The sequence below is a fragment of the Novosphingopyxis baekryungensis DSM 16222 genome (assembly GCF_000420305.1).
Taxonomy (GTDB): Bacteria; Pseudomonadota; Alphaproteobacteria; order Sphingomonadales; family Sphingomonadaceae; genus Novosphingopyxis; species Novosphingopyxis baekryungensis.
Genome location: NZ_ATUR01000005.1, coordinates 96,872 through 108,846 on the forward strand (window position 1 = coordinate 96,872; position 11,975 = coordinate 108,846).

At 61.6% G+C, this 11,975-nt stretch carries 13 protein-coding genes; 11 read left to right on the forward strand and 2 right to left on the reverse strand.

Features of this window, described 5'->3' with window-relative positions:
- Positions 1–22: 22 nt before the first annotated feature.
- Together G410_RS0109645 and G410_RS0109650 are read right to left on the reverse strand one after the other, a co-directional pair.
- Entirely contained in the window at positions 23–2,890 is a 2,868-nt protein-coding gene (locus G410_RS0109645) for a M16 family metallopeptidase (RefSeq protein WP_022673449.1), read from the reverse strand.
- Between the two features lie 95 nt (positions 2,891–2,985).
- Positions 2,986–3,801, reverse strand: a complete 816-nt coding sequence (locus tag G410_RS0109650; RefSeq protein ID WP_022673450.1) for an SDR family NAD(P)-dependent oxidoreductase — start codon at positions 3,799–3,801, stop codon at positions 2,986–2,988.
- A gap of 82 nt (positions 3,802–3,883) precedes the next feature.
- Here G410_RS0109650 and G410_RS0109655 point away from each other — a divergent pair, with 82 nt between their 5' ends.
- The 11 genes from G410_RS0109655 (at position 3,884) to G410_RS0109705 (ending at position 11,937) form a co-directional block, all read left to right on the forward strand.
- On the forward strand, positions 3,884–4,462 hold the full coding sequence (locus G410_RS0109655) for a NifU family protein (protein WP_028971314.1): 579 nt from the start codon (positions 3,884–3,886) through the stop codon (positions 4,460–4,462).
- Positions 4,463–4,516: 54 nt separating this feature from the next.
- Entirely contained in the window at positions 4,517–5,110 is a 594-nt protein-coding gene (locus tag G410_RS0109660) for a malonic semialdehyde reductase (RefSeq protein WP_022673452.1), read from the forward strand.
- 23 nt (positions 5,111–5,133) lie between these two features.
- Positions 5,134–5,754, forward strand: a complete 621-nt coding sequence (gene tsaB, locus G410_RS0109665; protein ID WP_022673453.1) for a tRNA (adenosine(37)-N6)-threonylcarbamoyltransferase complex dimerization subunit type 1 TsaB — start codon at positions 5,134–5,136, stop codon at positions 5,752–5,754.
- Positions 5,751–6,212, forward strand: coding sequence for a ribosomal protein S18-alanine N-acetyltransferase (gene rimI / locus G410_RS0109670; RefSeq protein WP_022673454.1), 462 nt, complete (start codon positions 5,751–5,753; stop codon positions 6,210–6,212). Before tsaB ends, rimI begins: the two co-directional genes overlap by 4 nt.
- 111 nt (positions 6,213–6,323) lie before the next feature.
- Positions 6,324–6,752 carry a Ros/MucR family transcriptional regulator gene (locus G410_RS0109675; RefSeq protein ID WP_022673455.1) on the forward strand — a complete coding sequence of 143 codons (429 nt, stop codon included), beginning with the start codon at positions 6,324–6,326 and terminating at the stop codon, positions 6,750–6,752.
- Positions 6,753–6,881: 129 nt separating this feature from the next.
- Positions 6,882–7,304 (forward strand): Fur family transcriptional regulator, encoded by a 423-nt coding sequence (locus G410_RS0109680; RefSeq protein ID WP_022673456.1) that lies wholly within the window; start codon positions 6,882–6,884, stop codon positions 7,302–7,304.
- An 88-nt stretch (positions 7,305–7,392) separates the two neighbouring features.
- On the forward strand, positions 7,393–8,118 hold the full coding sequence (locus tag G410_RS16290) for a lysophospholipid acyltransferase family protein (RefSeq protein WP_425411248.1): 726 nt from the start codon (positions 7,393–7,395) through the stop codon (positions 8,116–8,118).
- Between the two features lie 58 nt (positions 8,119–8,176).
- A complete protein-coding gene (miaB, locus tag G410_RS0109690) occupies positions 8,177–9,502 on the forward strand; it encodes a tRNA (N6-isopentenyl adenosine(37)-C2)-methylthiotransferase MiaB (RefSeq protein ID WP_022673458.1) in 1,326 nt (441 codons plus the stop codon).
- Entirely contained in the window at positions 9,502–10,494 is a 993-nt protein-coding gene (locus tag G410_RS0109695) for a PhoH family protein (RefSeq protein ID WP_022673459.1), read from the forward strand. The genes miaB and G410_RS0109695 overlap by 1 nt, the downstream gene beginning before the upstream one ends.
- The gene (gene ybeY, locus G410_RS0109700; protein ID WP_022673460.1) at positions 10,487–10,984 is read left to right on the forward strand and encodes an rRNA maturation RNase YbeY; all 498 of its coding nucleotides are present in this window, start codon (positions 10,487–10,489) and stop codon (positions 10,982–10,984) included. Before G410_RS0109695 ends, ybeY begins: the two co-directional genes overlap by 8 nt.
- A 38-nt stretch (positions 10,985–11,022) precedes the next feature.
- A complete protein-coding gene (locus G410_RS0109705; protein WP_022673461.1) occupies positions 11,023–11,937 on the forward strand; it encodes a hemolysin family protein in 915 nt (304 codons plus the stop codon).
- Positions 11,938–11,975 lie beyond the last annotated feature (38 nt).

The window sequence follows — 11,975 nt, forward strand, 5'->3', positions numbered from 1 at the left end:
ACCCGGTCGCCCGCACATGGCATCAGGATTTGGCGGGCAGCACCTTCATCACGAACCCGCCGTCCGGCTTCAGATAACGTGCCGCCAGCGCCTGTATCTGCGCCGGCGTGACGTTGGTGTAATCGCTCAGCAGGGTGCGCAGCCGGGTGATCTTGGCGGGATCCTGCGTGGCGCCCTCCAGCTGGTCCATCCAAAAGGTGTTGCCGGAGCTCGCCCGGATGATCAGCTGGCGGATCGGTTCTACCGCGCGCGTCAGCTCATCCGCCGCCACAGGATTGGCCGCTATGTCGGCCGCGATCTCGCGCGCCAGCGACAGGAAGCGTTCCACATTCTCCGGCTCCACCTGGCTGGCCGCTACAAGGTAACCGCCGCTGTCGAAACCCGTCGGCCAGCTGCTGGACACGAAGGGGCTGTAGCTCTTGGCCTGCTCACCGCGAAAGCGTTCGAACAGCCGGTCCTGAAACAGCTCCGCAAGGATATCGAGCTGGCGACCTTCGGTGGCACGCGCCTCGCCGCCGCCGGTCTCCCATGCGATGGCAACCGCCGCCTGATTGGCTGGCCCCTGATGCGTCTCCGTCACGGTCTCACCCGCTTCGGCAAAGCGCCGGACCAAGCCATCGGGCGCAGGCGCTTCCGCCGGACGTGGCGCCAGCGCGCCAAAGCTTGCCTCCAGCGCGGCCACGGCTTCGGCTCGCTGGAAATCGCCGAACAGCAACACCTCGATCGGTCCGGCCGCAAGCTGCGGTGCCCAGGTCTGTTCAAAGCCTTCCGGCGTCAGCGCTGCCGCCGCCGCTGGATCCGGCACCAGATACCGCTGATCCTTGCCGCTGAGCAGATAGGTCAGATCGCGTTGCAGAACGGACGATGCCGAGGTCTCATAGCTGGGATAACCCAAGGCGACCGCAGCCTTGGCGCGCTCCACCGGCGCTGCCGCCCAGCGCGGGTCGGCCAGCTTCGCCGCCAGCAGCTTGAGTTGACCGGCCATATCCTGCGGCCGGGTTTCCGCATTCAGTTCGAACGCATCGTCATCGACGTCGAAGCCAAGACCAATGCGGCGGCCGTTGGACAGCTTGTCCAGCCCCTCGCGGTCCAGATCGCCGACACCGGAATCCACCAGCGCCGCGACGCCCGACCACACAGGCGCATCGCCATCGGGCGAGAAGGCCTGATAGCCCTTGCCGAAACGCACGCGCACACGGACGGTATCGCTCTCCGCAGGCGTCTGACGCAGCAAGGCCGTGACGCCATTGGAGAATTTCAGCATCTCCATATCCAGCTGCGGGATCGGCGCGGTGGAGACCACCAAACCGGGCGGGCCGAGATCGGGCAAGGCATCGAAGCCGAGCGTGCCTTGCGTGATCCGCGCGCCGGCATCTGCGGTAACCGGGGCCGCCAGCGCGGCTGCCAATGCCGTTTCCCCGCCGTCGACCGGTACAGGCGAGGACATCAGGATGCGGGTATTGACCCCGTCGAATTGCGCCTTGGTCGACGCCAGAATTTGATCGGGCGTGATCTTGTCGCGCATGCTTTCAAAGATGTCGAGCGCGGTTTGCGGCGCAGCGATGCTTTCGCGAATATCGACCGCGTTGACGATGTCATCCGCCTGACTGGCCGCGCTTTCATAGGGGTATTTTTCCAGAGTGGAGCGGAACTGCGTGCCGACGAATTCCAGCTCGCGATCGATATCCTCCTGCGATGGCACTGTGCCGGTGGCATCTGCGATGACCGAACGCACGTCGGCCAAGGCCTTGTCCCAGGCACCGCCGAGCGGCACCACCTGAACGGATGTGATATTGGCGGACCGGCTGATGTCGTCGCGGTTGACTGAGGCTTGCAAGAAACTGCCTCCAGCCCGCGCCTTGGCCTCCAGCCGCCGGTTGACGATCAGGCGGGCGATGAGATCGGTCATCAAGCCCTGATTATAGGCGATCGTGTCTTCCTTGAAGCGCCAGGGCCGCGCAGTGACAATGCTGATGGTGGACGGCAATGTCGGCTCCACGACCACTTCGGCGGCACGGCCATCGGCAATCGGATCGCCGAATTTGGGGGCAGGCACGGCCTTGCCCTTGCCTTTCCAATCCGCGAAATTCTGTTTGATCAGCGCCTCATAGGTTGCCGGATCGCCATCGCCGGCAATCACCACCACGGTGTTTTCAGGCCGATACCAGCGATCGTGAAAAGCCTGCAGCTTGCCGGGCGCAGCCTTTTGCAGGGAGGCCACCGTGCCGATCGGCGCGCGATCGGCCAGTCTCTGCCCCTGGAAATACAGCTTCCGCGTGGCGTCGCCGAGTTTCATCGAAGCGCCGTCATTTTCGCGTAGTTCGGCCTGTACGATCTGCTTTTCCGCCCCCACCGATTGGGCGTTGATACGGGGATCCTTGATCATGCCGGACAGGATGGTCATGCTTTCGTTCAGCACGGACGGCGTCGCATTCGGCAAATCGAGCTGATATACGGTCTGCGTGGGCGTGGTGCTGGCATTGCTGTCCGATCCAAACAGCACACCAAAACGCTGCCAGATGCGTTTGTTCTCGCCGTCGGGCACATGGGTGGATCCGCGGAAACTCAGATGTTCGATCAGATGGGCATAGCCGAGCTCATCGTCCCGCTCATGCAGCGAGCCGGCGTCCACCCGGATACGGATCGAGGCCTGATCGGGCGGCACGCCGTTATGTTTCACGGCATAGCGCAGGCCATTGTCGAGCTCGCCGAACGTCCAGCTGGTGTCGACGGGGATTTCGCTATTTTCATAAAGCCAGGGGGTGCCTGCTTGCTTGGACGCTTCCGCGGTCCGATCGACCGGCGGGGCCGTCTGCGCGACCAGCGCAACCGGCATCAAGGAGGAGGACAACAGGATGGCGAGCGCGGCGGAGCGCAACGTGGTTCTCATGGCGCGCTTGTAGACATGCTGCGCCTTACTGGCGAGTGAACATGTGCCGCTTCACCAAGCCGGCGGCGGCGGCGGGCCCCCCGACAAGCGTTGCGCTATTGATCGTCCATGCGCTTGGCGTACCCCTCGCTCACCAATCTGGCCATCAGGTCAAACGCCTGCTCCGGGCTTTCGGCCCGCAAGCCGGGCAAGCCTGCCTCCATGCCGTCTGCGATCACGATCTCGCGCTCGTCCTGTTCGAGCGCCTGCAAAATTCGGTCGGCAACGACATCTGGCTCAAGCCCCTGATCGATCGCCCTGTCGCTGACCCCGCGCTTCGTTCCATCGGCGCTCAACGCATTGCGTGACACATTGGTGCGGACAGATCCGGGGGCGACCGTGAGGACATGCAGGCCGTGCATCGCGCATTCGGCCCGGAGCGCATCGCCATAGCCGACAAGGCCATGTTTGGCTGCGCAATAGGCGGTGCGCATGGGCACACCCACCTTGCCGGCGACGCTGGAGATGTTGACGATCCAGCTTCGCTCCTGCGCGATCAGATGCGGCAACACCGCCTGGGTCAACGCGATAGGGGCCAGCAGATCAACATCGACAATCCGCTGATACACCGCAAAAGCCGTATCCAGCGCCAAAGAGCGCTGCGATATCCCGGCATTGTTCACAAGCCCGTCTATCGCGCCCGTGAAGGCAAGCGCCTGCGCTACCTTGTCGCCCACCATGGCATAATCCGTCGCCTCGAACGGCAGGAGCAAATATTGATCGCTGCGCAGGTCGCTGGCCACGTCTGCCAAGGCATCCTCGCGCCGTCCGGACAGAATGAGCCTGGCCCCCTTTTCGCCGAAGGCCCGCGCCATGGCCGCACCAATTCCGGATGACGCCCCCGTTATCCAAATGGTTCTGCCTTCGAACATCGACCATCTCTCCAAAAATTAGCTGCCGTATGAAGTACTGGCGCGGGTTGAAGCATCGGGCAATCGGGGCCAAATGCAAGCCATGCTGATAGAAACCGAAACCACACCCAACCCCTCCACTCTGAAATTCATGCCCGGACGCACGGTCATGGAAAACGGTACGCGCGACTTTGCCGATCCGGAGGAGGCCGAGGCATCTCCGCTGGCCGAAGCGCTCTTTTCGCTCGGCGACGTGACCGGGGTGTTCTTTGGCGGCGATTTCATATCTGTAACCGCAGCGCCGGGCACCGACTGGATCGTCCTGAAGCCCGAGGTTTTGGCAGTACTGCTGGATCACTACACAGCGGACATGCCATTGTTCCGCCCCTCTGCCGGCAACGGCATTGCCGTGCCACAGGAAAGCGACGAACTGCCGCTCGACGATCCGCAGGATGCCGAGATCGTCGATCAGATCAAGGAATTGATCGATACGCGCGTACGTCCGGCCGTGGCGAACGACGGTGGAGACATTATCTATCGCGGGTTTCAGCGCGGCGTGGTGTTCCTGCGGATGCAGGGGGCCTGTGCCGGTTGTCCTTCGTCCACGGCCACGTTGAAACAAGGCATCGAGCAGCTGCTGAAACATTATGTGCCGGAAGTGACCGAAGTCCGCGCGGCCTGACCGCCGCGCCGGCCAGGTCTTCGGCTGAAAGAAACTACAGGGGAATACCGAGCAATGAACGTCCCGATCGACGATAGCGCGCTAGACCAGATTTTCCGGGAGGCGCGGACCTATAATGGCTATACCGACCAGCCTGTCAGTGAACAGCAGCTCCATGCGATCTGGGATCTGATGAAGATGGGGCCGACGTCTGCCAATCAGTTGCCTGCCCGTCTTATCTGGTGCGTGAGCGATGAAGCGAAAGAACGCCTCGCCACCCAGTGCGCCGACGGCAATGACGACAAGGTGCGGTCTGCCCCTGTCAGTGTGATCATCGGCATGGACGAGAATTTTCACGAGCAGCTGCCCGACTTGTTTCCCCATGCGGATGCCAAGAGCTGGTTCGAAGGCGATCTGGAAAAGCGCAAGGAAAGCGCCATGCGCAACAGCAGCCTGCAGGGCGCCTATTTCATCATCGCAGCGCGTGCCCTCGGCCTCGATACAGGTCCGATGTCCGGCTTCGATGCGGATGGCGTGGACAGCGCATTTTTTGGCGATACGCCGCATGTGACAGCCAATTTCATTTCCACGCTTGGCTATGGTGACCGGGACAGCTTGTTCGATCGCAGCCCTCGGCCGGCATTCGAACGGTTCAACAGCATCGCCTGAACCGGCAAGATAGTCCCCTGACCTTGCGCACGCTGGTTATCGATAGCGCGACCGCCGCCTGCTCCGCCGCCCTGTTCGATGGGGAGGCTTGCATTGCCGCGCGCCACGAAGTGATCGGCCGTGGTCATGCAGAGCGGCTGGTGCCCATGATCGGCGAACTGGGGCCGCTGCATGCGATCGATCGCATCCTGGTGGATGTCGGCCCCGGCAGTTTCACCGGCGTGCGGATCGGCGTATCCGTGGCGCGCGCGCTGGGCTTTGCGCTGGATGTGCCATGCCATGGCTATGGCGCCGTGCCGCTTGTGGCCGCCATGGCGCTGGACCGAAATCCGGCCCTGGACGCGGTGGCGGTCGTCGCCATCGGTGGACATGGCGAATATTTCACGCAAGAGTTCGGCGCAGACCTGCAGGCGCTCACGCCCCTCCAGTCCATTCCGTTCGATGATGCGGTTCATGCAATCAGCAGACCGTGCATTGCCGGCGATGCGGCGCAGGAATTCATCGAACGGCGCGGCAACGGCACTGCGATCCCGCTCGGCCCGGACGCGGCGTACTGGCCGCTCATCGCGCATCTCCCCGCTTTGCCGACGGCACCTTTATATGTCCGCGAACCTGACGCAGCACTGCCGGCGACCCGGCGATGATCAGAATTTCGGACGGCGACATCTCCAGCCTGCCCGATATCGCAGCCTTGGTGGAGCGCGCCTTCCCCGCGGAATATGGCGAAGGATGGAATGCGAGCCAGCTTCGTTCCATGATGTCACTTCGCCATGTCCGCTCCTATGTGGCGCACCGCGATCATGATCTCGTCGGCTTTGCGATCGTTCGTACCATCTTGGAAGAATGCGAGATTTTGCTGATAGCAGTCGATCCGGACAGCCGCCGCGAAGGTATTGCCACTGGTCTGTTGGCACAGCTGACCAGCGAAGCAAAAGCCATGTCGGTTACCAGACTGTTTCTGGAAATGCGGGAAGGCAATGCAGCGGAAGCGTTGTACACTGCACATGGCTTCAGGCCAGTTGGCCGCAGAACGGATTATTATAGAGGGCCGACTGGTTTACGTTACGACGCAATAACGTTTGCGGATATTGTTGGACAATAGTGCCGAAATATTTCGCTTCGTCCAGGCGATATTATTGACAGTCAAGGCACCCAGCAATATGTGATGCGAGCCAAATTACCCGGCAAAACGTCCGAACCGAAGGAAATATAATTGGAACAAGATGAAAACGTGCTCAACGAGACGTTGATCACGCTCACCGCTGATATCGTCGCCGCCCATGTGAGCAATAACAGCGTGGCTGTGTCCGACCTTCCCCTCATCATTTCCAATGTCCATGAGGCCTTGTCCGGTCTGAGCGGTTACGCCGCAGAAGAGCCAGCGCCTGAACCTGCGGTTCCAGTTAAAAGCTCTATCAAGCGCGACTACATCGTGTGCCTGGAAGACGGCAAGAAGCTGAAAATGCTGAAGCGCCATCTCAACACGCATTACAGCATGTCGCCTGAAGAATATCGCGAGAAGTGGGGCCTTCCAGCCGATTATCCCATGGTTGCACCCGCTTACGCGGAACAGCGCCGCCAGCTCGCCAAGGACATTGGTCTTGGCCGCAAGAAGGGTGGCCGCAAGAAAGCCGGCGAATAGAATTCAGGCCTGTGCGCCGCGCGCCCTTCGCATGACGCACGGCCATTGACAGCAAGGGTGCCGGGATTAGATTGGGGCTGATCCCGGCCCTTTTTATGCGTCCAACATGGCGAGGCACTTCAAGCACCTATGCATACCAAAATCGACCTGGAGGCGCTGTGTGCGGAACGTGGGCTGCGCATTACCGATCAGCGTCGCACAATCGCACGCGTGATATCCAGCTCAACCGATCATCCCGATGTCGAGGAGCTGTACAAGCGGTCCTCGGAGATCGATCCCAAGATTTCTATCGCCACCGTCTATCGCACGGTACGCCTGTTCGAGGATGCCGGCATTCTTGACCGCCATGATTTCGGTGATGGCCGCGCACGCTATGAAGCCTCGCCCGAGGCGCATCATGACCATCTGATCGATGTGGAAACCGGCAAGGTCGTGGAATTCGTCGATCCGGAGCTGGAAGCGCTGCAGAAACAGATCGCGGAAAAGCTGGGCTATCGCCTCGTCGATCATCGCATGGAGCTTTATGGCGTCGCCATCGACCGGACGGATTGATCGGCCCGCAGCGTCGGGAGATCCCGCCGCTGGTATTCCGCCTCCGATTTCGCCGATGGGCTGGATCAGGCTATGGTCCCGTGTGGCGATGATGTTTGTCGCCGCCTGCATCGCGGTCCCGCTCCATTATCTGTGGCGCCTGTTCCGCCTTTCATCACCTTGGCCCCGCCTGTTTCTAGGCGTTTGTGCGCGCATTTGCGGGGCGCGGGTGCGCCGCAAGGGCGTGCCGCTCAAGCGCGACGTCTTCTACATCTCCAACCATATCAGCTGGATCGATATTCTTGCGATCGCCGGCACCAGCGGCAGCGCCTTTGTGGCAAAAGCGGAAATCCGCCAATCGCCCATCGTGGGTTGGCTTTCCACGCTGAACCGCACGGTGTTCGTCAGCCGCGAAGACCGGCTGGGCGTGGCCGACCAGATCAACAAGCTGCGCGATGCCATGGCCGAGAACTGGTCGATCACCGTGTTTCCAGAGGGCACGACAACCGACGGACATTCGCTCAAACCCTTCAAGACTCCGATGCTCAAGGTGCTCGAACCGCCACCGCAGGGCGTTTATGTTCAGCCGGTGATGCTGGACTATGGCGAGGTGGCCGAGGAAATCAGCTGGATCGGCGTGGAAACGGGCAAGGACAACGCGGTGCGTCTGCTGGCGCGCAAGGGCAGCTTTCCCCTGTTCGTGAACTTCCTGGAGCCGTTCGATCCGCATGAATTCCCCGGGCGCAAGAAAATCGCCGCGGAAAGCCGGTCGCGTATCGAGGCAGCCCTGGTGGAGACGCTGGGCAAACCTCTGCGCGAGTTTACCGCGCATTGACTATCGGCGCGGCTAAGCGGTCGACGGCGACCATTCGGCCCCCTATATCGGCAGGCCTATGAGCAAAACATTTCATGTCAAAAGCTTCGGCTGTCAGATGAACGTCTATGATGGCGAGCGCATGGCCGAACTGATGGAAGCCGAAGGGATGGCCGCCAGCGACAAGGCGGACGCCGATCTCGTCATCCTCAACACCTGCCATATTCGCGAACGGGCGGCGGAAAAGGTCTATTCCGAGATTGGCCGGCTGCGCCGCGACGATGGCAGCAAGCCGGTGATTGCGGTCGCCGGCTGCGTGGCGCAGGCCGAAGGGGCCGAGATCACAAAGCGCGCGCCGTCGGTCGATGTGGTGGTCGGCCCGCAAGCCTATCATCGCCTGCCGGAATTGCTGCGCAAGGCGGCGGCGGGTGGCAAGGATGCACTCGACACGGACATGCCTGCCATCAGCAAGTTCGGTGCCTTGCCCAAACGCGGCAAGCAGGCACGGCCCACGGCCTTTCTCACGGTGCAGGAAGGTTGCGACAAATTCTGCACCTATTGCGTCGTCCCCTATACCCGCGGCGCGGAAATCAGCCGCCCCTGGGGAACGCTGATCGATGAGGCCAAAGCGCTGATCGATGGCGGGGCGAAGGAAATCACCCTCCTTGGCCAGAACGTCAACGCCTGGAGCGCCGAGGATGACAAGGGCCGCGAACAGGGCCTCGAGGGCCTGATCCGCGCCTTGGCCGCGCTGCCCGGTTTGGCGCGAATCCGCTATACCACCAGCCACCCCAATGACATGAGCGAGGGCCTGATTGCCGCGCATGGTGAGATCGACGCGCTGATGCCCTTCCTGCATCTGCCGGTCCAATCGGGATCGGATCGCATTCTGAAGGCGATGAACCGCAGCCATACGACGCAAAGCTATCTGAAACTGCTCGACCGCGTGCGCGCCGTGCGGCCCGACATCGCCGTGTCCGGGGATTTCATCGTCGGCTTCCCCGGCGAGACCGATCAGGATTTCGAGGACACGCTGCAACTGGTGCGCGACACGGGCTATGCGCAGGCATTCAGCTTCAAATATAGCCCACGCCCCGGCACGCCAGCCGCCGATATGGACGACCAGATCGCACCGGCGGTGATGGACGAGCGATTGCAGCGTTTGCAGGCACAGCTGAATATCGATCAGCATGCTTTCAACATGAAGTCGGTTGGCAGGCGCTGCGACGTTTTGCTCGAACGCTCCGGACGCAAGGCCGGGCAGCTGGTCGGCAAATCGCCATGGCTGCAGTCCGTGCATGTCGAGGCGGATGGCGCGGCCATCGGTGATCTGGTCACAGTCGATCTTGTGGACGCAGGGCCCAATAGTCTGGCGGGAGAATGTGTAATGAGGAAAGCTGCCTGATGGCGCGCAAGGCGCAGGCAAAGGCCGGGGATCTGACCCGGCTGGAAGTGGATTTCGACAAGGCGCATCTGCTGAATGCCCTGTTCGGTGAGTTCGACCGCAATCTGGTTGCGATCGAAAATCGCCTGGGCGTCTATATTGCTGCGCGTGGCAACAAGGTGCAGATCGAGGGCGAGGCTTCTGCGGCTGCGCGCGCGCGCGATGTGCTGACCAGTCTGTACAGCCGCGTCATGCGCGGCGAAGACATTGAAACCGGGGTGGTCGAGGCGGCCATCGCCATGTCCGACGAGCCGACATTGACGGGCATCGTGCGCAAGGAAGAGCGCAGCCCGCCGCAGGTGATGATCCGCACGCGCAAGAAGACGATCGTGCCGCGTTCTGCCGGGCAGGTTCCCTATATGGAATCGCTGGCACGTGACGAGATGATCTTTGCGCTTGGCCCTGCAGGTACGGGCAAGACCTATCTGGCAGTGGCGCAGGCGGTGGCGATGCTGATCACCGGCGCGGTCGATCGGCTCATCCTGTCCCGCCCCGCCGTGGAAGCAGGCGAACATCTGGGGTTCCTTCCCGGAGACATGAAGGAAAAGGTCGATCCCTATCTGCGCCCGCTGTACGACGCGCTCTACGATACGCTGCCGGCAGAGCAGGTGGAACGGCGCATTGCCTCCGGCGAGATCGAGATCGCGCCGCTTGCTTTCATGCGTGGCCGCACGCTGGCCGAAGCCTTCGTGATCCTCGATGAGGCGCAGAACACCACGCCGGCGCAGATGAAGATGTTCCTCACCCGCTTTGGCATGAACAGCCGCATGGTCATCTGCGGCGATCCGAAACAGGTCGATCTGCCGGGCGAGGGCATGAGCGGCCTGGCTGACGCCGTTTCCCGCCTGCAGGATGTGGAGGGGATTTCGGTCAACCGCTTCACTTCGGCCGATGTCGTGCGCCACCCACTGGTCGGCCGGATCGTTGATGCCTATGAGGGTCCGCATGCTTGATGTGGAAACCGCAGCGGGGCCCGGTTGGGATGATGAGGATAGCTGGGCCGATCTGGCGCGCCGCGCCGTACGCGCCGGTTTGTCGGTCAGCCCCTTCGCCAATCTGATCGATAAGAAGGTGTCGGTCGAAGTGGCGGTCAAACTGTCCGACAATGCCGAGGTCCAGAGCCTCAACGCCAATTATCGTGGGAAGGACAAGCCGACCAACGTGCTGAGCTTCCCCATGGTGCAGCCCGATCTGCTGCAGTCGCTGGAAAATAGCGACGATGGCGAGGCATTGCTGGGCGACATCATTCTGGCGCGCGAGACCTGCGCGGCTGAAGCTGCGGAGAAAGATATTTCGCTGCATCAGCATGCCACCCATCTCATGGTCCATGGCACCCTGCATCTGCTCGGCTATGACCATGAAAATGAAGCGGATGCCGAGCGGATGGAGGATCTGGAGGTGAAAGCGCTTGCCAGCCTGGGCCTCCCCAATCCATATTCCTGAGCTCTTGAAACGACAGAGGGGCACACCAGCTTCCGGCAATGCCAGACGACAGTATCAATAACGCCGACGACGAAGGCGGCGGACGAATATGGCAGGGCCTGAAAGCCCTGCTGTTCAAATCCGATCATGAGCCATCCCTGCGCGAACAGCTTGAAGAAGCGATCGACGAGCATGAGGATGACGATGACACCCGCACCGGCGCCAATGCCGGCGATCTTAGCCGGATCGAGCGGGAAATGCTGCGCAATCTGCTGCATTTCAGCGAACATACCGCCGACGATGTCGCGGTTCCACGCGCCGATATCATCGCGATCGAGGAAAATGCCCGGTTTGACGAGTTGGTCTCGCTGATCTGCGAACATGGCCACAGCCGTGTGCCCGTCTATCGCGATAATCTCGATGATATTGTCGGCATGATCCACATTCGCGATGCCTTCGCCATTCTGGCCGGCGAAGGCAAAAAGCCGTCGGGTATCAAGGATTTGATCCGCCAGCCGCGCTTTGTGCCCGAATCGATGGGCGTGCTGGATCTGCTGGCTGAAATGCGCGCCACGCGCACGCATCTGGCGATCGTGCTGGATGAATATTCCGGTACAGAAGGCATTGTGACGATCGAGGATCTGGTCGAGGAAATCGTCGGCGAGATCGAAGACGAACATGACGACGCGCCGGAACCACAGCTGATCCAGCTGGAAGACGGCATGTGGGAAGCGGATGCGCGGATCGAGCTGGACGATCTCGGCAAGCAGGTCGCGCCCGAGCTTGAGGAAGTGCCGGAGGACGTCGACACTCTGGGCGGTCTGGCCTTCGTGCTGGCCGGCAAGGTGCCTGAAGTGGGCGAAGTGCTGGAGCATCCCAGCGGATGGAAACTGGAAATCCTGGACGGCGACGAGAAACGCGTCACCCGCCTGCGCCTCCATCCGCCGGTGGTTGAGGAAAGCGCAGAAAGCTAAAGCGAATATCAGAGACGAGGGTCGATTGCGCGTCGGTC